Raw genomic sequence first — 22,325 nt, forward strand, 5'->3', positions numbered from 1 at the left:
TATATACATAAGCCCTTTTAATGGAAAAAATTAAAAATGGTTTTTTAGTACAATAACAATTTCTAGTTATGAATGATAGATAGTTAAATATATACGTCTAAATAGAAATTCTGATGTTTTTTTAATGCCTTTATGTATTTATACCTAACTGATGAGCTTTTATAAAGTTGTTGCTATTATTATCCATATTTTAGTTTGAATTATAATTGTTCAGAAAAACGATGCGATTATAGGAGGGATATGGTATGAACAAATGCTTCAAAATAATAGGCTTCGTGATACTTGTGAGCTTTATTGGCAATACTTCAGCACATGCGGCTTCCTCTAATTCTCTTTTTGTCAACGGTAAAGCTGAGTATGACTTTATTACGGTTGATGGACGAACAATGGTTAAACTAAGGTCTCTGAGCGACCCGTCATGGCCTGTGCTCGCTTATAATCCTAAGACCGGTATCGTCACGATTCAAAATAAAGATAAGAGTAAGAAAGTACAGCTTGTGGCGGGAAAAAAGACAGCAACGGTTAATGGGAAAACAATAAAATTAGATGCTGCAGTAGTAAATAAAAACGGTAGCACTTATGTGCCAATTCGTTTCATTAGCGAGACACTTGACGGTTATGTCTATTACAATAACAAAGATAAACGGGTTATTGTCCGTACACCTGCGGGTCAGGAAGAATACGAGACACTGATGCACGGGGATCTCATGAAGGCGCGTCATATTGCGCTCGGACTAGAAAAACTTACAGAGGAAGTGCCACCTCTTCATGCTGGTGAAGGGTATAATTACTTCTATTACACGTTTCCAGAAGGAGAAGCATTGCGTTTCCCGCTGGATCTCGCCGGCTCTGGCGATGCTTATTATGAAGTGAATAATAAAGGTCTGGCAGTCATTAAATGGCAGAAGGATGATGTGGCTAAACGAGAGTGGGGAGCGAAACCAACCTTTAAAAGCTATGTTTATTTCTTGGACGAGTATATGCGTGGCTTATTCACTTATGGAATTGTAGACGCTCAGGGCAAAGATACGGAGCTGGGAAAATTCCCTCAGGGAAATAGCAACAAGCTAGTTCTAAAAATTGAAGGGGAGAAACGGACAGATCAGAGGTAGAAAGCTTGTGGTAGATTAGCGACTGAGCTCGGCTAAAAAATCATAGAAGCTTTAGAAATTACCGGATATATGTAGCAAAAAAGAAGGATGGATAATTTTATCTATCCTTCTTTTTTGTGTGCAACATTTAATTACTGTTTTGCTTTGCTTTTTTTGCTTGTCGTTCCCATTGCAGTAAAGATGGATATGGATCAAATGCCCATTCTGTACGTCCATTGAATTTGTAAATGCCGTAGTGAAGATGAGGCGGGAATTTTCCGGAAGTTCCTTCTTTACCGTAGCCAGAGCTACCAACAGTACCGAGGACAGTTCCAGGTTCGACAAGGTCTCCTACTTTAATTTTCTTATTATAACTACCGAGATGGGCATAATAATGATAGGAGTTGTGATTATCTCGAATGCCTATGCGCCAACCACCAAATTGGTTCCAGCCCTTTATCTCTACTACCCCATAAGAGGTAGAGAGCACTGGAGTACCATAGCTAGCGAAAATATCTGTACCTTCATGAATACGTCGTCCACCCCAGCCCCTATTGGCACCCCATGTACTTCGATAGCTGTAATCATAATTAGTAGGGACTGGGAATGTGTGATCGTCAAGCTCAGTTGTTTTGAAATGACTATACATTTTGGAAATGGTGAAGATTTGATTTACAGCCTGTTCACTTCCGTAATACTCCCATAAAGCTAATTTAAAGTCTTCATCAGTTGTTCCAAATTTGCTTAAAAAAGTAGCCATGGAGAATATTGTATCGGTATCATCCTTTGGACTGGCAACTCCATCACCGTTGCCATCTAACCCCATTCCGCCAAAGTAACTAATAGTATCTGGGCGAGTATCATCTCTTACAGGATTTAAAGCGCCTGACCAATATTCATCAGAAAATTGAATGGAAATAATACCATCCCGTTCCGGAATATCTTTACGAACGGATTGCAAATTGCGTTCGTATTGGTCAATGGCTGCTAAGAAATGCCAAGGGATGAGTAATTCGTCAAATTGTACGTAGTAGGCCATACGTTGCTGCACAATTTCTTCTTGTGTAGGTTCTTCTTTTGCGAACGCAACAGTGGGGAGAGTAAAACTCCATAATAACATCCATGATAAAAGGAATATAAAATGGCGATTCAATAAAGGACCTCCTTTCTAACGTTAGAATAACCGAATTTTTTATCTTCATTCAGTACTTTTTGTGGGAAAACGAAGCGGTAAAAATGAGCAATTTTCGTGAAAAAAACCTCATAGCGTAGGGTTGATTTCCGTTCCGACTAGGCGCTTTGTAGCTGCCGCTTCGCTTTCGCTACAGAAAACATTTGTTGTTGCTGTCGCTACGCTTTCGCACAGATAAAACATTTTTCGCTGCCGCTTCGCTTTCGCGCAGAGCTTCCTGGGGCGTCGGGGCAACAGGATGTTGGTCACGAAGGCGTTATCGCAGGATGTGATGCTTTTAGCCTTCGTTCCTCTATATCGCTAATCCCCAAGGAGTCGCCCAGTCGTAACGAAGATCAACTTATATTCAGGCATAGTTTCAAAAAAATAATCCCTGGAAATTGGCTAAAAAGCGTCAGGTGAAATGGTTCATGTTTAAATCCGTTATTTTTGTTTTTGCGATAAAATTCCTTATTCAGTAGGAAAAAATTAAAGGCAATAAGAAGAAACTTTGACAAAGAAAAAGTATTGGGTATCATAATGCCATTTCCTTCATACTATGTTATAAATCAAGCCCTGAATGGAGGGAAGGCTATTAACATTTTAGATAAAGTGAAAAGCTATCGCGAAGAAGAAAACCGGCTAAAGTGGGAAGGTACATTTGCAGATTACTTAAACATCATCAAGGAAAGACCTGAAGTCGCTCAAACAGCCCATTCACGCGTCTACAATATGATAAAGAGTAGTGGTGTAGAGGAACGCGATGGGCAAAAAATGTACAAATTTTTCGGGCAAGAAATTTTTGGGCTTGAAACAGCAATTGAAAGACTGGTGGAGGAATATTTCCATCCGGCAGCACGAAGATTAGATGTTAGAAAACGTATTTTGTTATTAATGGGACCAGTAAGTGGTGGTAAATCAACAATAGTGACCTTGTTGAAACGCGGACTTGAGCAATTTTCGCGAACAGATGAAGGCGCGGTTTTCGCAATTAAAGGATGTCCAATGCATGAAGATCCACTACATTTAATTCCACATCATTTGCGTAATGAATTTTACGAGGAGTATGGTATACGAATTGAAGGAAGTTTATCGCCTTTAAATACGATGCGTCTTGAAAAGGAGTATGATGGACGCATTGAAAATGTGATGATTGAACGTATTACTTTTTCGGAAGACAAACGTGTAGGCATAGGAACATTTACACCATCAGATCCTAAATCGCAAGATATTGCTGATTTAACAGGTAGTATCGATTTTTCCACAATTGGCGAATTTGGTTCAGAATCTGATCCTCGTGCTTATCGTTTTGATGGTGAGCTAAATAAGGCAAACAGAGGTATGATGGAATTCCAAGAAATGTTAAAACTTGATGAAAAATTCTTGTGGAATTTATTGTCTTTAACGCAGGAAGGTAATTTTAAAGCAGGGCGATTTGCGTTAATTAGTGCAGATGAGTTAATTGTTGCACATACAAACGAAACGGAGTATCGCTCATTTATTTCAAATAAAAAGAATGAAGCATTACATTCTCGTATTATTGTGATGCCGATTCCGTATAACTTAAAAGTTAGTCAGGAAGAATTGATTTACGAAAAAATGATTAAAGAGAGCGATATGTCCCATGTTCATATTGCGCCACATGCATTAAAGGCCGCAGCAATCTTTTCGGTTCTAACAAGACTGGAAGTACCGAAAAAACAAGGTGTGGATCTTATTAAAAAAATGCGACTGTACGACGGAGAAAATGTGGAGGGATTTAATTCCGTTGACTTAGAGGAACTTAAAAAAGAGTTTCCGAACGAAGGCATGAACGGTATTGATCCACGGTATATTATTAATCGTATTTCTTCTGCTATTATCCGAAAAGAGGTACCATCCATTAATGCGTTAGATGTTCTGCGTGCACTAAAAGATGGGCTTGACCAACATGCTTCAATTTCTCAGGAAGATCGAGAAAAATATATGAACTATATTGCAGTTGCTCGAAGAGAGTATGATGATATTGCGAAGAACGAAGTGCAAAAAGCTTTCGTTTATTCATATGAAGAGTCTGCAAAAACATTAATGAATAATTATCTTGATAATGTAGAAGCGTTTTGTAATAAAAATAAAATTTTAGATCCATTGACTGGTGAGGAAATGAATCCAGATGAAAAATTAATGCGCTCTATCGAGGAGCAAATTGGCATTTCGGAAAATGCGAAAAAAGCATTCCGTGAAGAGATACTCATTCGTATTTCTGCTTATGCTCGAAAAGGTAAGCGTTTTGACTATAATTCTCATGAAAGATTACGAGAGGCAATACAGAAGAAACTATTTGCGGATCTCAAGGATGTCGTGAAAATTACAACATCTTCAAAAATGCCAGATGAATTACAGCTGAAGAAGATTAATGAAGTTGTAGCGAGACTTGTTGATGAACATGGCTATAATCCAACATCTGCTAATGAATTATTGCAGTACGTAGGTAGCCTGTTAAATCGTTAATAATTTTGACCTATTCAGAGGAAATTATAAGACTATTGATAGGAGTGAATAGGAGTGTCCATTTAAGGGCACTCCTTTTATCTTCATTCAGTGGGTGTCCAAACATCTACTGAAATAGAGGAACTCGCTATGTCCTGTGGCAAATTTCTGTGGGACAGCAACAAGGTTTTATCTGTGCGAAAGTGAAGTGGCAGCAACAACAAGGTTTTATTTGTGCGAAAGCGAGCGGCAGCAACAACAAGGATTTATCTGTGCGAAAGCGAAGCGACAGCAACAACAAGGTTTTATCTGTGCGAAAGCGAAGCGACAGCAACAACAATAACAACAATTACGCCAAGGCGAAATTGATCTTCATTCACTTAGTTTTTGCCATAAGTGAAGTAACCACGAAGTGTAATTGATTTTTCTAAAAAAGTTCAAGAAAGTGAATCACTAGCATAGTATAGAAAAAACGAATTTGATAGATGGGTGAGGATAAAAATGACTGAAAACGAAAATAAACGTTTTGCCATTTCTCAGGAAAATTGGTCCCTCCATCGTAAAGGGCACCAGGACCAGCAACGGCATATGGAAAAAGTAAAAGATGCTATTAAAAATAATTTACCTGATTTAGTTAGTGAAGAAAGTATTGTCATGTCCAATGGTCGCGAGGTTATAAAAATCCCTATACGTTCACTTGATGAATATAAAATTCGATATAACTATGATAACTCCAAGCATGTTGGGCAAGGGCAAGGAGACAGTAATGTAGGTGATGTGGTTGCGCGTGATGCAAGCAAAGGCAATCAGGCTAATGGTAAAGGAAAAGAAGCTGGTGACAAGCCAGGCCATGATTATTATGAAGCTGAAGTAAGCATTGAAGAGGTTCAAAATGTATTATTTAACGAGCTTGAACTACCAAACCTGCAGCAAAAAGAAAAAGCGGATATTAAAACGGAAAAAATCGAATTTAACGATATTAGGAAAAAAGGTTTAATGGGAAATGTCGATAAAAAGCGCACCATCCTTAATGCGCTAAAGCGTAATGCGATGAAAGGAAAACCAGAAATTACGCCGATTCATAATGATGATCTACGTTTTAAAACGTGGGATGAAGTGGAAAAACCTGAATCAAAGGCAGTAGTTCTTGCCATGATGGATACAAGTGGCTCGATGGGTTCTTTCGAAAAATATTGTGCTAGGAGCTTCTTCTTTTGGATGACAAAATTTTTGCGCTCCAAGTATGAAACCGTGGAAATTGAGTTTATTGCGCATCATACAGAGGCAAAAGTAGTGACAGAAGAAGAATTTTTCACGAAGGGAGAAAGTGGAGGGACGATTTGTTCATCTGCCTATATAAAGGCATTGGAGCTAATTCGGGAAAAGTATAATCCTTCTCGCTACAATATTTATCCAGTACATTTTTCAGATGGTGAAAATATATCAATGGATAATGAAAAGTGCTTGAAGCTAGTGGGAGAGTTGATGGAAGTATCGAGCATGTTTGGATATGGGGAAGTCAATCAGCATAACCGCTTCTCTACACTTATGTACACCTATAAAAAAGTAGATGATCCTAAGTTTAGGTATCATATTTTAAGAAAAAAAGGCGATGTATACGATGCCTTAAAGAGCTTTTTCAAAAAAAATGAATCATAAACCATGTTCAAAGGAGGGGACTAAAAAGTGGAGATGAAAGAGCTTGAACGAGCGATTGATGAAATTACAGAAATTGCCTCAAGCTTTGGCTTAGATTTCTTTCCGATGCGTTATGAAATTTGTCCGGCAGATATTATTTATACATTTGGCGCATATGGTATGCCTACTCGATTTTCACATTGGAGCTTCGGTAAACAATTTCATAAAATGAAGCTTCAATATGATTTAGGGCTAAGTCAAATCTATGAGCTAGTGATTAACTCAAACCCATGTTATGCATTTTTACTTGATACAAATACGTTAACACAAAATAAATTAATTATTGCGCATGTATTGGCGCACTGCGATTTCTTTAAGAATAATGTACGCTTCTCCAATACTAGAAGAGATATGGTGGAGAGCATGACGGCAACAGCTGAAAGGATAGCTGGTTATGAAAGAGAATATGGAAAGGATGAAGTCGAGCAGTTTTTAGATGCGATTTTAGCGATTCAGGAGCATATCGACCCATCCCTTTTACGACCAAAATTGGCTTGGAATACGGAGGATGAATTTGAAGAGGAGATTTCTCAATCAAAATCGCCGTATGATGATCTATGGAAGTTAGATGAAAAGGAAAAAGAGTATAAATCGATCAGGCGAAAAATAAAGCACTTCCCCCCAAAACCAGAAAAAGATTTATTGCTATTTTTAGAGGAGCACAGTCGAGAGCTCGAGGACTGGCAGCGAGATATATTAACGATGATGCGTGAGGAAATGCTTTATTTTTGGCCACAATTAGAGACAAAAATTATGAATGAGGGTTGGGCTTCTTTTTGGCATCAACGTATTATGCGTGAGCTCAAGCTAACAACAGCTGAAACGATTGAGTATGCGAAATTAAATGCAGGTGTTGTGCAGCCTTCAAAAACGACGATTAATCCTTATTACCTTGGTGTGAAAATTTTCGAGGATATTGAAAACCGTTATAATCATCCGACAGAAGAGATGAGAAAGCTAGGCGTTCAACCTAACTCAGGTCGAGAGAAAATGTTTGAGGTAAGAGAGATAGAGTCGGACATATCCTTTATACGCAACTATTTAACGAAGGATCTAGCTAAGCGAGAGGATCTTTATTTGTTCCAGAAAAAGGGGAATGAATACCGTATTACAGATAAGGATCATGAAATGGTACGTGATCAGCTCGTATCGATGCGTGTAAACGGGGGATTCCCGTATATCGTCGTTAAAAATGGCGATTACCTTCGCAATGGAGAGCTCTATTTATCGCATGGCTTTGAGGGAACGGAGCTCGATCCGCACTATTTAGAGAACGTTTTGCCCTATGTTTATCAGCTATGGGGTCGTCCTGTTCATTTAGAAACATATGTGGATGGAAAGCCAATGCTTTATTCATATGATGGGACAAAAAACTATAAACGTAATGTGTAACAAAAAACTTCTATCTGTTGGTATAAAATATTCCAGCAGATAGAAGTTTTAATTTTTGAAAGTCTTACATAAAGGTTCATTTCCATAATGTAGGGTTGATTTCCGTTCCTACTGGGCGCTTTGTTGCTGACGCTTCGCTTTCGCACAGTTAAAACATTTGTTGTTGCTGTCGCTACGCTTTCGCTCAGCTTCCTGGAGGCGTTATCACAGAACGTGGTGGTTTTAGCCTTCGTTCCTCTACCGCTGATCCCCGAGGAGTCGCCCAGCCGTAACGAAGATCAATTTATAACATAGCGTACTTTCAATATATTTTATCCAGAACTTTGGTGATGAGCCCATAAGTTTTATTCGTTTTTATATTCATCTAACAATGGAGAGGATTCATCTTCACTACTTTCACTATGTTTCGAAGATGAATGGATATCGCTGTTGATTACTAAGCTGTCCTTTACTTTTATTCTTTGTTATCCCCAAGTTTCATCATTATCGTCACCAGCGATTTCACTTCTGCCGTCTCCATCAGCCAATTGTGAGTTTACATTTCTAGTACTACCGTTTTTGGCGTTTTGGTCGCCTTGGTTGGCGTTAGTACCTACATCATTATTTATTTGTCCTCTACCTTCAGCCTTTTGTTTAACATGGTTATCTGTATTGCCAATATTAATAGTAAGATGGATGGTAATATTATTTTTAGCTGGCTCCTTTGAACGTTCATTATCAAATTTATCGTCAGACATAGTTTTCACCTCCTTATTTTCAGCATTAATACTAAGTTATTAATCTTTCTCAAGTTTACTTGTTCATGTAGCCCTAAGTTGATAAATAATGTGAGGGATGGAGACTGAAAAACTGTTCCTTATCGTAAAATTTGTTAAAATGAATAGGATTTGAATATAAGAAGAACTGGAACGGTGAATCAACGTTGAGAACATTTAAAAAGGTTTATATAGAAATAACGAGTGTCTGCAATTTAGCATGTAGCTTTTGTCCTCCAACTGCTCGTGCAAAGGGACTTATTAAAGTAGAACAATTTAATAAAATATTGGATGAAATACGTCCTCATACGAAATATATTTATTTGCATGTAAAAGGAGAGCCTCTTTTACACCCGCGTATTGATCAGTTGCTTGACGCAGCACATGAGAAAGGTTTTAAAGTTAATATTACAACGAACGGTACACTGATTAAAAAGAATCGTGAAAAGATATTAGGGAAACCAGCTTTACGCCAAATCAATTTTTCATTGCATAGTTTCGACGGTCATGAGGGGTCGGAAAATCGTGAGAAATACTTAGGGGATATATTAGACTTTGTGCGTGATTCAAAAGATTATAATACGATTATTTCATATCGTTTATGGAATTTACAAAAGGATCATATGACAGATATCGCGGCACGAAGAAATCGTGAAACACTCGAAATTCTAGAAAATGAATATAATCTGGATTATCGCATCGAAGAAAAAGTACAGCCTGGTAAAGGTGTAAAGATTGCTAATAATATTTATTTAAATCAGGATCATGAATTCAAGTGGCCAAGTTTATTGGAGCCTGAGGATGAAGGAAAAGGCTTTTGCCATGCACTTAGAAGCCAAGCCGCTATTTTAGTGGATGGTACAGTAGTGCCATGCTGTCTTGACGGTGAGGGCGTCATTAATTTGGGGAATGTGAACGAGAAATCCTTCACAGACATTGTTCAAGGTGAACGTGCGAATAATATTGTCGATGGATTTTCACGTAGGGAAGCAGTCGAAGAGCTATGTAGAAAATGCGGCTATCGTCAAAAATTTGGAATGTAATAAACAGATCCATTTGGTTTTAAACTAAATGGATTTTTTGTATAGGGGGATTTTACTCTATTCAAGCAAATAGAGAAGTCCACATTAAAAATAGGGCACTTGTTCATACGTATGCGATTTATTAAATGTGAGCGAAGCGGGTCAACCAAAGCCCTACACATTAAGTAGAACTTTAGAAAAAAATTGTAGCTCGCTAAAATAGCTCCAACGTTATTGATTATTGGAGCTATTTTTCTTTGATTGTGAATCAATAGTATTTAAAAAATCATTCGTAATACGTACTACGTATTTCACCTCGTCTAAATTGCGCTCCCTTAATAATGATCGATGTATGTCGAGCATAATGTTCTTTTCTTCAATATCAGTGACACCAGATAATTTTTGAAAATTAAAAAGCTCCTCAGGTGCAATATCTAATGCTTTCATCAGCGTTTCTAAAGTGCTTAATGTGATATTAGATTGCCCATGTTCAATGTTTGAGATTCGTCCTTTACTAAAACCTAGTTTCCCTGTTTTTTCTGCTACTTCTTCCTGACTAAGCCCCTTTGAAACTCTAATAATACGGAGTTGTTCGCCTACTAGCTTTAAAAAGTCTGACATATGATTCACCTCTATGTAAAAAGCTAGTGAAAAACATTAAAAATGCCTATACCATTATAGTGGTATAATAGACAAAATGTTATAGTAAAATGGTACAATAATTAGTAGGGGTTTTTATTATGAGAAAAGACTTGTGTAAAACAGTGTGGTTGATTCTTCAGTAGCTTGTTTTAGAGTATACCTAATTAAGTGGAGGATTGGAGGATTCAGGCATGGTAAAGTGTTATCGATTAGATGAGGTTGCTACAATAGAAGAGGGAAAAATAATACCGAGCAAAAAGTATTTTACAAACATCGGTGTACCTCTCATTACAGCAGATAATTTAAAAAAGTTAATGCTAGACGGTGATATTGAGCAATTACCAAAAGTTAATATTACCTTTGGAAAACATTGTAAATGTGTACCGGTACCAGCTAAAACCATCATTCTTACTAAAGCTAATTTGAAGGACACCAATAAATATATATATCAGAGTGAAACTGAACTATGTATCGCAAGTGAGATCGTTGCTATTATTCCAAATGAAACAATTGTTTTAAGCGATTATTTATTACATTTTCTTAGATGGTATAAAATGAATAAAGAATGGCAGCATTTGTACCATATACCGATTAATCTTCCGATGATAGATATCCAAAATAAAATAGTGCAAACTTTAAATACGATTCAGCTTTTATTAAAAAGTAAAGAGCCGTTGTTGACAGCAGTAGAGGGGCTACCGCAGCATTTTGACAATGTTTCGGTGCAAGTTGAACATCATTCAAAAAGTTTACATTATGGGTTTCAACAGGCTCAGTATCTTTACAATCATATGTTATATAAAATTTTTAAGGGTGAGCATAAATAAATTCATCACAGCCTCAATTTACGGGATAAAAATGTCGGTGTTTGGGCTTGTGCCTTTACACCGACATTTTTAAATTTCAATGATTATTGGTAAAATCATTGGTTTTCTTTTTGTTTGCGAAAATAGATACTGACCGACAGCTCTTTTGATTTCTCTTTTTAAAACATGTATTTGCTGCTTATTTTCTTCTTGAAGCTCATTTACCGTTTCTTTCACGAGAATATTTACTTTCGTTAAAAGCGCCTCAAAGTCTTTAGCATAAACAAAGCCTCGTGAAATTGTATCTGGTTCTGAAATAAAGGCACCATCTACTTTATTAAGTGTGATCACGATGACAAGCATACCGTCTTCAGAAAGCTGTTTACGATCGCGTAAAACTATTCCTTCGACTTCACCGATACCGATTCCGTCGACATACGTATCCCCTGAAGGAATTTTACGTGTTTGTCTAGCCATGGAATTTTCAATATCAACAACATCCCCGTTTTTCATAATAAACGTATGTCCTCTTTTGACACCAACGGACTCAGCTAGTAAACGATGCTGATGTAACATACGGAATTCACCATGAATCGGAATGAAAAATTTAGGTTTCATTAGTGTCAGCATCAGTTTTAAATCTTCCTGATGACCATGACCAGAAACGTGCATACCTGTATGACTAGAGGAACCATAAATAACTTTCGCACCTAGCTGGAATAAATTATCAACGATCCGTGATACACCTTTCTCATTCCCTGGAATAGGGGATGAAGCTAAAATAACTGTGTCCTCAGGTAAAATTTTCACTTCGCGATGATTGCCGCTTGCTAAGCGAGAGAGTGCAGCTAATGGCTCTCCCTGACTTCCCGTACATAGTACAACAATTTCTTCAGGGGGGAGATATTTCACTTCGCGTGCATCAATTAACAAATCCTCTGGAACGTCTAAATAGCCTCGCTCAAGTGCGACATCTACAACATTCACCATACTACGGCCAAGTAATGCAAGCTTTCTATTTGTAGCAATCGTTGCATTTACAATTTGCTGTATGCGATTAACATTAGAGGCGAAAGTAGAGATCACAATTTTACGGTCGGCATGTAAAAAAGCATCTTCAATATGATTACCGACAAGCTTCTCGGAAGGAGTTAGACCAGGTCGTTCTGCATTTGTACTTTCAGAAATAAGTAATAGTACACCTTCTGATCCAATCTCGGACATCTTATGAATATCTGCAAACTGATCATTGACAGGTGTTAAATCAAATTTAAAATCGCCAGTGTGTACAACATTTCCTTCAGGTGTATTCATAACGATACCTAAGCAATCAGGTATACTATGGTTTGTTCTAAAGAAACTAACATCAACTTGTCCGAAATTTAAAGATGAATCGGAATTAATTTCAATTAATTCTGACTCTCTTAAAAGCTTATGCTCTTTCAGCTTTAGTTGGATTAACCCAAGCGTAAAGCGTGTAGCATAAATAGGGACATTTATTTTTTTAAGCAGATAAGGGATACCGCCAATATGATCCTCGTGACCATGTGTCACAATTAATGCTTTAATTTTCTCTTTATTTTCCTGTAAGTACGTAATGTCAGGAATGATTAAATCGATGCCTAATAAGCTTTCGTCTGGAAATTTAGCGCCACAGTCGATAATTAAAATATCATTCCCAACCTGTACTACATACATATTTTTACCAATCTCATTAATGCCACCTAAGGCGAAAATTGATACTGTATTGTTTTTTGTGGACAAGTATATCTCCTCCTAATTTTCAAGTGTTTTGGATGTCATTGGATTTATTTCGCATTATGTAGTATAGCTTGAAGCGTTTCATCCTATACGAAAAGAACATTTGGCAATAATATTAGGTTTTCAAGAAGAATAGAATAGAGGAACGTAGAGCATAAAGGGGATGTGACTGGTTGTCGAATTACTTACAGCATGCGATGTTTGAACATAGGTTTTGGCTAAGAATATTAAAAGACCATTCTCAATTTATTCATGATTCATTGTATCCATCGGAAACAGAGGATATAAAAAGAGCAAGTTCATTTATTCATCAATTTTCTCAGCTTCTTACCTATGTGAATTCAATTGATGCCAATAATGCGGCTTCTTTTTCACTTACTGTCGATGAAGCTGTAACGCAATTAAAGCAATTTAAATTTTATATCCTTCGAAAGCAATTATCGGGAAATATTAATATCCATTTATCACCTTCCTTTATTAATCACATGGTGAATGAACTAGAGGAATATCAAAATGTACTTAGCTATCTGAAGAAAGGGGAAGTCCCGCCAATCTTTCATGAGCTACATCATCACTTACTCTGGCTTTTAGATGCTTCAGGACATGCAGGTATTATTCATGACGATTTGGATGGCGTAGAAAGAAGATTGAGACAAAAAAGTACTACCTTTGCCCAACATTTTGAACAGTTTTATTTAAAAGCAGTGGAGCTTACAGGATATTTACGTTCAAATATAGACTCTTTCCCTGCATTAACTCGCTTTAATCAAGATGTAGATCTAGAAATGAAATTATTCAAAACGTTTTTACGCGAGTTAGAGGAAATGGAGTTAAGTGCAGAAGTATTAGGAACGTTTACAGCTCTAATGGCGGATCATATGCTAAGAGAGGAGCAATACTATTTATCGAAGCTTGCACAATCTAGAGGTGAAGGTTAAAAGCGATGGCAATCTGAGGTTTGATTTCAGGTTGCTTTTTTATTCCAATAAATCAGCATAATGTACCGATGAATTTGGAAAACATTCCGATAAATCTACATAATGTTCCGATAAAACTAAAAAACATTCCGATAAAATTTTAGGAATGTTTTTAGTCTGGAGGCTTTTTATGGATGAATAAAAACTCCAGTACCGATTGGGACAATGCTTGCAAGCTCTTCGACATCCTTATTATGCATACGAATACAGCCACGTGAAACAGCATGACCAATAGAGCTAGGATCATTAGTTCCATGAATACCGTAATGCTCTTTAGATAAACTCATCCACATTGTTCCAAAAGGACCACCGGGATTTGGAGCCTTGTTAATGATTATAAAATCGCCAGTAGGTGTATCATGTAACATCCTTCCAACCGCAATTGGGTATTGCTTTTGAAGAACATTATCCTTATATAACCGTAGCCATCGATTTTCAGTAGAAATATCTATTCTATAAGGGATCGTATTTGGATTAGGGAATCCAGGAATAACAATTTGTTGTCCTATATAAAGTACATTCGGATCTATCCCTGGATTAGCAGCAATTATGGACGATAACGGTGTACGATAATTTCTAGCTATTTGGGACAAGGTTTCGCCTACTTTAACTGTATGGATCAAAATCATCACCTCCTATAAAGTGGTTGCATTAATACAGGTTATGCCGTAGATATAAAAAATACCTTTATATTTTCATGAGAATAGCAACTGTAGTTAGTTGGATAGGATAAGCAGTAACAAACCATTTCCAGTAATCGAGGAGTTATTATGAAAGAATTTAAAATTACTTATTTTTTTGATGAAATGCATTATGTAAGGAGATTTATCCATATAGAATCACAAGAAAAAGCAGAGGCATTAGTTCGAAGCGAACGAGATCAATATATATCCTTTACAGACAGTAGAGGGATGTATCATGAGCTGCATACAAGATATGTTCGGGTCATTCAAATATCTGAATATCATCGCATCGATAAAAGCTCGAAAACGAAAGGTACATGATTTGTTCAACACTGCACATTCTATTAGTAAAGGAGTGAGCAATGATGGACATAGAAAACTTACCACATGAAAAAAAGGTGTTTATGAACTTAGCAAGCAAGAACAAGCCAGACATGGTGGAATCTGATAATATAAGTATTTTCGATTTACACGAAGATATGCAAACGGTTGATGCTATACCGGTTAAGGAGCTCAATAAAAAAGTAGAACGAGAAGGCGATGAATTGATCGAATTGCAGCCAGATGAATTATAGAAGGTAGGGATTTTCATGACTGATCATAACGAAACTCAGTTTACTTCTGCTGGAACGGATATTAATGAAGTAAAAAGACAAAATGCGGAAAGTGGTTTATCTTACAATGAAGTGAAAAAACTGCTAGCCCAAAGCGGTGGGGTTGGTACGAGAAAATATAGTGATACAGATGTTGAAGAAGTAAAGCAAGAGATTCATGGGAAAAACCAATAAATTATTATGGGGGGAGTATGAAATGAAGTACTCCTCTCTTATTTATGCCGTAAAGCTCGATTGAAATGAAGAAAATTCACTGACTAACATCTCGCTATATTATAAAATATAAGCACATGTAAGGAGGTGGACGAATGAAGGAAAAACGTTGTCCGTTATGTGGGCAAGAAAATCATTGTGGGATAGTAAAGGGGCAAAAGGATTGCTGGTGTATGACAGAAAGTTTTCCTAAAGAAATTTTTGAAGCGGTACCTAAAGAGCGATGTATTTGTCAAAAATGCTTGGATACATATAAAAAAGATGATTAAAAATAACTTCAACTGCTGTTACGAAACAATAAAGGTCATTTGGTACAATTGTCTACCGCACAACAACCTATCGGACATATATTACTCTGAAAGGAGTGTGTCTAATGACTAAACCAATTGTACTTAGTAATGTAACAAAGGCATATTTAGAGGAATACGAAAGAATCCTCAATAAAATGATGCAGGGTATGACCTATGTGACAATTACCTGCAGTATTTCAGAAAATTTTATTAAGCAAATATTACCGCATCAAGTAGCTGCAATTAGAATGTCGGAAAATGTTTTACGATATACCACTAATATATTTGTGCAAAATCTCGCATTAGAAATAATAGCAACTAGTACAGAAATTGTTGAATGCCTGGAAGCGATACAAAATAGGTGCTGTATCGTACAAAATTCGGAATGTGAATTGTATGAATATATGTGTGCATACAAAGAAATTACCGGGGCTATGTTCCAAGCAATGAGTTTACCACCAGTATCTAATAATATTAATATAAACTTTCTTCGAGAAATGATTGTTCATCATCAAGGAGGCGTTCGACTAGCACAAAATGTTTTAAGGTTCTGTATTTGCCAGGAATTAATACCGATTCTTCAAAATATGATTAAAACTATGTGCGATCGTATTTGTGAAATGGAAAAATTACTGGATGCTTTAAAGGATTGCGAAAATTGCTAGTTGAGCATGGAGCTAAAAAACGCTAGGGTCGAAGCCGACTTTAGCGTTTTTTGTGAGTGCTATGTATATTAGCGAAACTACAGAGTAAGGCTTACCTAGGATTTAAAAAATTAATCATTCTCAACAGATGGAGCGCACATAAATGTTACTGTTCGTTTATGACTATCGTAGAGACACCACTCACGGTGATCGACAACTGATCCAACATTGATGCCATACTGCTTTTCTTGTAATGCGATTGGTTCGCCAAAGCGAATACGAATACGTAACTTTTTATTGCGATGATAAAGACCTGATTCATGACTATGTCCGAAGAAAAGGAGCGATTTTTTGAATGGCGGAAATGTTGGTTGCCACGTCACACTCCATTGAAATTGATGGCCATGCATAAGCGTAGCACCATCAATCTCCATTGTTTCAGGTAGCTCTTTAAAACGTTCGATGCCAGTTACGCGCGTAATTCGCTCCTCTTGATTGCCACGAATAGAGGGGAACGTTAGCAAACTTTCAAAATCATTTTCCACTATTGCAGCTTTTTGAAGCGGTAAACCCGACATTGTTTGTGCTTTTTTCTTACTTACAGTACATTCGTATAAATCACCTAATCCCAATACTTTTGCATCTTTCGCAGTGTGTTGAATATGGGCTAGAACTGCCTTCGTATCTTCTATATTAGAATGTAAATCTCCTAAAAGTGCGTACAGCATTTTAATCAGGCCTTTCTTAAAACTTTTTTCAGCGGGTGTCAAAGCACCTGTACCTGTCGCTTTGCTTTTGGTACATAAAACATTTGTACCTGTCGCTTTGCTTTCGGTACATAAAACATTTGCTGAAAGAAGCTAATCATTATACAAATATCATACACCTAACAGAAATTGATAGAAAAGTAAAATGTTTATGTATATTTAGTTACATATTCGTCATATTTTCGTTCATCACTATAACGCGGAGTTAATTTCAGTTCCCAATTGGGGCCCTCAGGGCTTTCACTCAGAATCTCAACTTTTTTATGGGAAGAAAAATTGCCAACCTTTTCATAGATTGATAAAATATAATTGTAATTTTCTGAATTTTCTTAGTGTTATTTAATTTATGGCGATTTTGTACGGTAAGAGGGAAATGAATTAAAGATTTGGGGGGCTTATGATGACGATGTTAATGACAGACATTTTACAAAACTATGCTATGCAACAACCAAAAAGGATTGCGACGATATACGATGGGACAGAGCTATCCTATAGTGAATTTTATAAAAGTGCAGAAAAATTTGCAGCGTACTTACAAGAGCAAGGCTTTGAAAAAGATGATGTAATTGCATTATACACGCTCAATTCAGATTTATTTTTAATTGCTTATATCGGTGTTCAGTTAGCGGGTTACGTTGTCATGCCCATTAATACAAAATTAGCAGCTCCAGAGGTCGAATATATTTTTAATCATTCTGAAGCTAAAGGACTTATTTATGATGAAAGGTTAGAGGATGTACTCACAACGATTGCGAATCCATTTCAACATATTGTAGGGCTCAATGAAATGAAAGACATTATTAAAAACAATTCAGGTCAAAGAAAAGATATCAAATTGGAGCCTCATGATACTGCTGTTGTTATGTATACTTCTGGCACGACGGGAAAACCAAAAGGAGTAATGCTAACTCATCAAAATATTGTTTCAACTGCGGATATATGGTCGTCATCAATGGATATGAGCAATGAGGATCGCATGTTTATTTGTACGCCTTTATTTCATTGTGCAGGTCTTCATGTATTTGCGATGCCGATGTTTTATAAAGGCGGTACGATTTTTATAGAAGAGGCGTTTTCTTCGTCAAATACATTAGAACAGCTTGCTGCTACAGCTGCGACAATTTTCTTTGGTGTTCCATCAATGTATACAATAATTTTAAACACACCTAATTTTAAGGAACATACATTTAAAAATTTACGTTTATTATGTTACGGGGCGGCACCGATGCCTTATGAACTTGTTAAGCAAGTGAAAGAGACTTTTCCTAATGTGAAAGTACAAAACCTGTATGGACAAACTGAAAATTCGCCTGCGACCTCTTCCCTTTTAGATGCCGATGCCTTGACGAAAATTGGTTCGGTAGGAAAACCTTTAGCACAAACAGAAGTCCGTGTTGTTGATAGCTTTGGTGAAACTGTACCAACGGGTGAGGTAGGAGAAATATGTATCAAAGGACCCCAGGTAATGAAAGGCTATTTACGTAATCCTGAAGAAACAGCTAGAACAATTAAAGATAGCTGGCTCTATTCAGGAGATTTAGGGCGTTTTGATGAGGAAGGTTATCTCTATATTGTAGATCGTAAAAAGGATATGATCATTCGAGGTGGCGAAAATATTTATCCTATCGAGATAGAAGAGGTTTTATATCAACTGCCAGAAATTTTAGAGGCAGCCGTTGTAGGTTTACCACATGAAGTGTATGGCGAAGTTCCGAAAGCGTTTGTCGTATTGAAGGAAGGGGAGTCTTCCGATGAAGAGGCGATATTGGCTTATTGTCGGACGCAGCTTGCAAAATATAAAGTGCCACATGAAATTGAATTTTTAACTGAACTGCCGCGCAATGCTTCTGGTAAGGTTTTGAAGCATACATTACGACCAAGCGTAAGCAGCACCATAAACTAAGCGTGTAAAGTGAAACCCGAAAGTAGCAAAGCCAATAATACCTTTATCGGTAAAGTGTGAATGAAGATCAATGATGTCTCGGCCTAATTCCGTAACTTTCGATAGAGGTTTTAGGCCAGTGGCAGTCTTTCATTCCAAAAAAATCTGTAGCTGACGCTTCGCTTTCGCTCCAAAAAACACTTTGCTGAAAGAGGTTAAAATAGGAACGTCTATGAAATTAGCGTATAATAGAGTCTACGACAAATTGAAATATAATAGAGTTGAAGTTATTGTCTTCAAACAAGATAGGAGCGGAATTTGTCTTGTGGACGAGGTATAAACGCCTTTTACTAATAGGTATTATGATCATCATGCTACTTTCGAGTTGCAATTCGTTTTCTCAGCAGGAAACGCAAAACAATGGATTAACTGTGTTAACGGTAGAGTTTAATAGTGGTGCACCGATACCTAACCTTTATATCACTGCTACAGATGTAAAGACAGGTGAGGTAGTGGAGGATGCAGTTGGCTCTGAAGAGGGCGAAGCGAAATTTTCGAAACTTAAAGAGGGGCAGCAATATGCGATAGCTGCAACTACACTTGAAAATAGTACGAAAAACGATGGTTATACGACAATCGAACATTTTACATATGATGCGACAAAGCCGTATTATCGATTGCAAACACATTTTTCAAGAGACGAGCAGGAGCTAGATGTACCAGTTGTTATGCAAAATCCGGAACTACCACATGGATGTGAAATAACATCATTAACAGCTGTATTAAATTATTATGGGCTGGATGTTACGAAGCTGGAAATGGCTGATCACTATTTACCAAAGCAAACAATAAGCACTGTCAACGGACAGCGATTTGGTCCAAATCCAGAGCAGGCTTTTGCAGGCAATCCTCGTGATAAAACACATGGAATGTATGTCTTTGCAGCTCCGATTGTCAAAGCAGCAGAAGCAGTCATAGCGGATAAACAGGCAGATTTACGAGTGACAAATAAGAGCAATGCCTCGCAGGATGAGATTTTACAGCTTGTTCGAGATGGAGTCCCTGTTGTGACATGGGTTACATTGGATTTATCAAAGCCGGAGGAAAATTCAGAAAAGGGCTGGGTATATGAAGGTGAAACATTGCCGCATGAAGCGTATATGAACTTACATGCTGTTGTTTTAACTGGGCATTTAGGTGATAAAGTAGTTGTCATGGACCCATTAAAAGGCTTTGTCACGTATAATGTGGATCAGTTTTTTAAAAGCTATAGAGAGTTAGGTAAACATGCTGTAGCCGTTCATAAATGATTCAAAGAAGAGGTATAAGGAGTACAAGGAAAGTATGTTACACTTATAAAAAAGACTCATCACCAAGTAATAAGGATGACATTCGTTAAAAAGTCCATTTATATAAGTTGATTGGGGTGGAGGCTGGTAGCCAGAACGGAAATCAACCCCACATTATGGTGATAGGCCTAAAAAACTAAAGTGAGTTGAGCAGAATGGTCATTGAGCACGCTTTTTTACCGGTTTTATTAGGAGATGAAATGAATGCTTATGGCATGGCGAGAGCATTTTACGAGTCCTATGGCGTTAAACCACTTGCATTAAATCATACGAATATGGAGAAAATACAGCACAGTGATTTATTAACATTTCGTGAAGTTCCAAGACTCCATATTGAAGATCGTTTTGTCGTGGCGTTAAAGGCAATTGCAGAGGAATTTACAGGTAAAAAATTGCTTTTATTAGCCTGCGATGAATTTTACGTAAAAAAAATTGTACAACATAAAGAGGAGCTAGCAGAGTATTTTGTAGTTCCTTATGTGGATGCAAACCTTGCGCAAGAGTTATTAACACGTGAGAGTATGTATGAACTTTGTGCAAAGTTCGGCTTTCACTATCCGGCAATGCATGTTTGCACTGTCAATGACTATGAGGAACTTGACATCCCTTTTGAATATCCAGTAGTCATTAAACCGCTGAATATGACAAAGTATGCTGCATGTATTTTTCCAGGTAAGAAAAAAGTGTATATTGCGAAAGATAACGACGAAAAGGATGCTATTTTCCACGCCATTTATAAGGAATCTGCATACCGAGATGACATAATGGTACAGCAATATATTCCAGGCGAAGATGCTCATATGTGTGTCGTAAATGCTTATGTTGGGCAAGATAATAAGGTAAAGTTGCTTTCTGTAGGTAACCCGATTTTAGAAGAGCATTCTCCAGAGGGGATTGGTCGCTATGTAGCCATAATGACAGCATATGATCAAGACTTAATGGAACGCGTCAAATTGTTTCTAGAGGAGATTCGATTCCAAGGCTTTGCCACGTTTGATATGAAGTATGATGAACGCGACGGTCAATATAAGTTATTAAGTATTGAATTACATAATGAACTTTCTAATTATTATGTGACAGCAAGTGGCTATAATTTAATGCAATATGTTGCGGATGATTTTATCCGAGGAAGTAAGCAACAGCTAACTTATGTTCAGAATAAGCATCTTTGGACGATTGTGCCAAATGGTGTACTCTTTAAATATGTACAAAATGAACAGCTAGTAATTGAAGCGAAGAGCCTTATTCGCCAAGGAATGGCTACGGATTCCATCTTTAATTATAAGGATATGAATGCGAAGCGTTGGTTGAATATAACGCTCGATAATTTAAGTTTTTATCGCCAATATAAGAAATATTTTAACAACAAAGGTCTGTCAAACTAATGAAAAAACAAACTTTAGGTATAATAGGTGGCGTAGGTCCACTAGCAACGATGTTTATCGGTGAAATGATTGTAAGACGTACGAAGGCATCGAAGGATCAGGAGCATTTACATACAATCATTGATAATGATACGAATATCCCTGATCGTACTGCCTTTATTTTAGATGATACAAAGGAAAATCCTGTACCAGTAATAGTCGCAGATGCTAAAAAGCTTGCTTCTGTTGGGGCAGATATAATTGCTATTCCATGTAATACAGCACATACCTTTTACGATGAGATTGTTGAAGGTTCTCCAGTCCCTGTATTACATATGATAAAGGAAACAGCAAAGCGTGCCTCTGATTTAGGGGCTGAGCGTGTAGGTATTTTAGCGACAACAGGTACATTGACTTCACGTATGTATCAAGATGCGTTAGAGGAATTTGGCATAACACCAGTTGTCCCAGACGATGTGATGAAAGAAAAAGTCATGTCTATTATTTATGATTATGTAAAGGCTGGGAAAGATGTCTCTCAAGAGGATTGGCAACCGATAGAAGAGGCAATGCTTGCACTTAATTGTGATCGTATCGTATTAGGATGTACAGAATTATCTGTCGTCAATCGAGATTTAAAATTAAGTGACACCTATATCGACTCATTAATTGTTTTAGCAGAGCGTGCTATAGAAGCATGCGGCTATGAAATAGTAGATTAACAATTGAATCAAC

Annotated in this window: 23 protein-coding genes; 17 read left to right on the forward strand and 6 right to left on the reverse strand. The window is 37.1% G+C overall.

All coding sequences use genetic code 11. From position 1 onward, the window contains the following. Positions 1-245: 245 nt before the first annotated feature. On the forward strand, positions 246-1,112 hold the full coding sequence (locus tag B1B04_RS17440; protein WP_079562679.1) for a copper amine oxidase N-terminal domain-containing protein: 867 nt from the start codon (positions 246-248) through the stop codon (positions 1,110-1,112). A 127-nt stretch (positions 1,113-1,239) separates the two neighbouring features. Here the strand turns inward: B1B04_RS17440 and B1B04_RS17445 are convergent, their stop codons facing one another. Then, complete coding sequence (locus B1B04_RS17445) at positions 1,240-2,244, reverse strand: M23 family metallopeptidase (RefSeq protein ID WP_079562680.1); 1,005 nt, start codon at positions 2,242-2,244, stop codon at positions 1,240-1,242. Between the two features lie 612 nt (positions 2,245-2,856). Between B1B04_RS17445 and B1B04_RS17455 the strand changes: the two genes are divergently transcribed. The 4 genes from B1B04_RS17455 to B1B04_RS17465 all read left to right on the forward strand — a co-directional run bounded on the left by B1B04_RS17455 (position 2,857) and on the right by B1B04_RS17465 (position 7,821). Beyond that, positions 2,857-4,752: a PrkA family serine protein kinase gene (locus B1B04_RS17455; protein ID WP_079562730.1), complete on the forward strand. Its 1,896-nt coding sequence runs from the start codon at positions 2,857-2,859 to the stop codon at positions 4,750-4,752. A gap of 149 nt (positions 4,753-4,901) precedes the next feature. After that, positions 4,902-5,153, forward strand: coding sequence for a hypothetical protein (locus tag B1B04_RS25430; protein WP_139376985.1), 252 nt, complete (start codon positions 4,902-4,904; stop codon positions 5,151-5,153). A gap of 79 nt (positions 5,154-5,232) precedes the next feature. Continuing rightward, positions 5,233-6,390: a sporulation protein YhbH gene (gene yhbH, locus B1B04_RS17460; RefSeq protein WP_079562682.1), complete on the forward strand. Its 1,158-nt coding sequence runs from the start codon at positions 5,233-5,235 to the stop codon at positions 6,388-6,390. 33 nt (positions 6,391-6,423) lie between these two features. Continuing rightward, a complete protein-coding gene (locus B1B04_RS17465) occupies positions 6,424-7,821 on the forward strand; it encodes a SpoVR family protein (protein WP_079562731.1) in 1,398 nt (465 codons plus the stop codon). Between the two features lie 464 nt (positions 7,822-8,285). Here the strand turns inward: B1B04_RS17465 and B1B04_RS17470 are convergent, their stop codons facing one another. After that, on the reverse strand, positions 8,286-8,558 hold the full coding sequence (locus B1B04_RS17470) for a hypothetical protein (protein WP_240518325.1): 273 nt from the start codon (positions 8,556-8,558) through the stop codon (positions 8,286-8,288). 185 nt (positions 8,559-8,743) lie between these two features. Between B1B04_RS17470 and B1B04_RS17475 the strand changes: the two genes are divergently transcribed. Then, on the forward strand, positions 8,744-9,619 hold the full coding sequence (locus tag B1B04_RS17475) for a radical SAM/SPASM domain-containing protein (protein ID WP_079562683.1): 876 nt from the start codon (positions 8,744-8,746) through the stop codon (positions 9,617-9,619). Between the two features lie 210 nt (positions 9,620-9,829). Here B1B04_RS17475 and B1B04_RS17480 read toward each other — a convergent pair whose 3' ends face one another. Beyond that, positions 9,830-10,219 carry a helix-turn-helix domain-containing protein gene (locus B1B04_RS17480; RefSeq protein ID WP_079562684.1) on the reverse strand — a complete coding sequence of 130 codons (390 nt, stop codon included), beginning with the start codon at positions 10,217-10,219 and terminating at the stop codon, positions 9,830-9,832. A gap of 212 nt (positions 10,220-10,431) precedes the next feature. Between B1B04_RS17480 and B1B04_RS17485 the strand changes: the two genes are divergently transcribed. Next, positions 10,432-11,067: a restriction endonuclease subunit S gene (locus B1B04_RS17485; protein WP_240518326.1), complete on the forward strand. Its 636-nt coding sequence runs from the start codon at positions 10,432-10,434 to the stop codon at positions 11,065-11,067. Positions 11,068-11,136: 69 nt separating this feature from the next. Here the strand turns inward: B1B04_RS17485 and B1B04_RS17490 are convergent, their stop codons facing one another. Further along, entirely contained in the window at positions 11,137-12,810 is a 1,674-nt protein-coding gene (locus B1B04_RS17490) for a ribonuclease J (protein ID WP_079562686.1), read from the reverse strand. A 170-nt stretch (positions 12,811-12,980) separates the two neighbouring features. Between B1B04_RS17490 and B1B04_RS17495 the strand changes: the two genes are divergently transcribed. Further along, positions 12,981-13,745, forward strand: coding sequence for a DUF2935 domain-containing protein (locus B1B04_RS17495; protein ID WP_079562687.1), 765 nt, complete (start codon positions 12,981-12,983; stop codon positions 13,743-13,745). Between the two features lie 167 nt (positions 13,746-13,912). Here B1B04_RS17495 and B1B04_RS17500 read toward each other — a convergent pair whose 3' ends face one another. Further along, positions 13,913-14,407, reverse strand: a complete 495-nt coding sequence (locus tag B1B04_RS17500; protein ID WP_079562688.1) for a L,D-transpeptidase family protein — start codon at positions 14,405-14,407, stop codon at positions 13,913-13,915. Positions 14,408-14,554: 147 nt separating this feature from the next. Here B1B04_RS17500 and B1B04_RS17505 point away from each other — a divergent pair, with 147 nt between their 5' ends. The 5 genes from B1B04_RS17505 to B1B04_RS17525 all read left to right on the forward strand — a co-directional run bounded on the left by B1B04_RS17505 (position 14,555) and on the right by B1B04_RS17525 (position 16,249). Beyond that, a complete protein-coding gene (locus tag B1B04_RS17505) occupies positions 14,555-14,788 on the forward strand; it encodes a hypothetical protein (protein ID WP_079562689.1) in 234 nt (77 codons plus the stop codon). Positions 14,789-14,832: 44 nt separating this feature from the next. Continuing rightward, complete coding sequence (locus tag B1B04_RS17510) at positions 14,833-15,042, forward strand: hypothetical protein (protein ID WP_079562690.1); 210 nt, start codon at positions 14,833-14,835, stop codon at positions 15,040-15,042. Positions 15,043-15,057: 15 nt separating this feature from the next. After that, entirely contained in the window at positions 15,058-15,255 is a 198-nt protein-coding gene (locus tag B1B04_RS17515; RefSeq protein ID WP_079562691.1) for a gamma-type small acid-soluble spore protein, read from the forward strand. A gap of 134 nt (positions 15,256-15,389) precedes the next feature. After that, a complete protein-coding gene (locus B1B04_RS17520; RefSeq protein WP_079562692.1) occupies positions 15,390-15,563 on the forward strand; it encodes a cysteine-rich CWC family protein in 174 nt (57 codons plus the stop codon). Positions 15,564-15,667: 104 nt separating this feature from the next. After that, positions 15,668-16,249, forward strand: coding sequence for a DUF305 domain-containing protein (locus B1B04_RS17525; protein WP_079562693.1), 582 nt, complete (start codon positions 15,668-15,670; stop codon positions 16,247-16,249). A gap of 110 nt (positions 16,250-16,359) precedes the next feature. On the opposite strand, the gene B1B04_RS17530 is transcribed toward B1B04_RS17525, so the two are convergent. Beyond that, the gene (locus tag B1B04_RS17530; RefSeq protein WP_079562732.1) at positions 16,360-16,956 is read right to left on the reverse strand and encodes a metallophosphoesterase family protein; all 597 of its coding nucleotides are present in this window, start codon (positions 16,954-16,956) and stop codon (positions 16,360-16,362) included. A 439-nt stretch (positions 16,957-17,395) separates the two neighbouring features. Between B1B04_RS17530 and B1B04_RS17535 the strand changes: the two genes are divergently transcribed. The 4 genes from B1B04_RS17535 to cuyB all read left to right on the forward strand — a co-directional run bounded on the left by B1B04_RS17535 (position 17,396) and on the right by cuyB (position 22,312). Then, positions 17,396-18,898 carry a class I adenylate-forming enzyme family protein gene (locus B1B04_RS17535; RefSeq protein ID WP_079562694.1) on the forward strand — a complete coding sequence of 501 codons (1,503 nt, stop codon included), beginning with the start codon at positions 17,396-17,398 and terminating at the stop codon, positions 18,896-18,898. A gap of 302 nt (positions 18,899-19,200) precedes the next feature. Beyond that, positions 19,201-20,187 (forward strand): C39 family peptidase, encoded by a 987-nt coding sequence (locus tag B1B04_RS17540; RefSeq protein WP_079562695.1) that lies wholly within the window; start codon positions 19,201-19,203, stop codon positions 20,185-20,187. Between the two features lie 194 nt (positions 20,188-20,381). After that, positions 20,382-21,611 carry a carboxylate--amine ligase gene (locus tag B1B04_RS17545; RefSeq protein WP_079562696.1) on the forward strand — a complete coding sequence of 410 codons (1,230 nt, stop codon included), beginning with the start codon at positions 20,382-20,384 and terminating at the stop codon, positions 21,609-21,611. Next, a complete protein-coding gene (cuyB, locus tag B1B04_RS17550; RefSeq protein WP_079562697.1) occupies positions 21,611-22,312 on the forward strand; it encodes a cysteate racemase in 702 nt (233 codons plus the stop codon). The genes B1B04_RS17545 and cuyB overlap by 1 nt, the downstream gene beginning before the upstream one ends. Positions 22,313-22,325: the final 13 nt, after the last annotated feature.

It is taken from the genome of Lysinibacillus sp. KCTC 33748, assembly GCF_002237755.1.
Lineage (GTDB): Bacteria > Bacillota > Bacilli > Bacillales_A > Planococcaceae > Lysinibacillus.

Excerpts from the sequence above, each read along its gene's own strand:
- cuyB (WP_079562697.1), top strand. The coding sequence starts at position 21,611 with ATGAAAAAACAAACTTTAGGTATAATAGGTGGCGTAGGTCCACTAGCA.
- B1B04_RS17480 (WP_079562684.1), bottom strand. The coding sequence starts at position 10,219 with ATGTCAGACTTTTTAAAGCTAGTAGGCGAACAACTCCGTATTATTAGA.
- B1B04_RS17505 (WP_079562689.1), top strand. The coding sequence starts at position 14,555 with ATGAAAGAATTTAAAATTACTTATTTTTTTGATGAAATGCATTATGTA.
- B1B04_RS17520 (WP_079562692.1), top strand. The coding sequence starts at position 15,390 with ATGAAGGAAAAACGTTGTCCGTTATGTGGGCAAGAAAATCATTGTGGG.
- B1B04_RS17545 (WP_079562696.1), top strand. The coding sequence starts at position 20,382 with ATGGTCATTGAGCACGCTTTTTTACCGGTTTTATTAGGAGATGAAATG.
- B1B04_RS17465 (WP_079562731.1), top strand. The coding sequence starts at position 6,424 with ATGAAAGAGCTTGAACGAGCGATTGATGAAATTACAGAAATTGCCTCA.
- B1B04_RS17525 (WP_079562693.1), top strand. The coding sequence starts at position 15,668 with ATGACTAAACCAATTGTACTTAGTAATGTAACAAAGGCATATTTAGAG.
- B1B04_RS17440 (WP_079562679.1), top strand. The coding sequence starts at position 246 with ATGAACAAATGCTTCAAAATAATAGGCTTCGTGATACTTGTGAGCTTT.
- B1B04_RS17510 (WP_079562690.1), top strand. The coding sequence starts at position 14,833 with ATGGACATAGAAAACTTACCACATGAAAAAAAGGTGTTTATGAACTTA.
- B1B04_RS17485 (WP_240518326.1), top strand. The coding sequence starts at position 10,432 with ATGGTAAAGTGTTATCGATTAGATGAGGTTGCTACAATAGAAGAGGGA.
- B1B04_RS17515 (WP_079562691.1), top strand. The coding sequence starts at position 15,058 with ATGACTGATCATAACGAAACTCAGTTTACTTCTGCTGGAACGGATATT.
- B1B04_RS17535 (WP_079562694.1), top strand. The coding sequence starts at position 17,396 with ATGACGATGTTAATGACAGACATTTTACAAAACTATGCTATGCAACAA.
- B1B04_RS17530 (WP_079562732.1), bottom strand. The coding sequence starts at position 16,956 with ATGCTGTACGCACTTTTAGGAGATTTACATTCTAATATAGAAGATACG.
- yhbH (WP_079562682.1), top strand. The coding sequence starts at position 5,233 with ATGACTGAAAACGAAAATAAACGTTTTGCCATTTCTCAGGAAAATTGG.
- B1B04_RS17470 (WP_240518325.1), bottom strand. The coding sequence starts at position 8,558 with ATGTCTGACGATAAATTTGATAATGAACGTTCAAAGGAGCCAGCTAAA.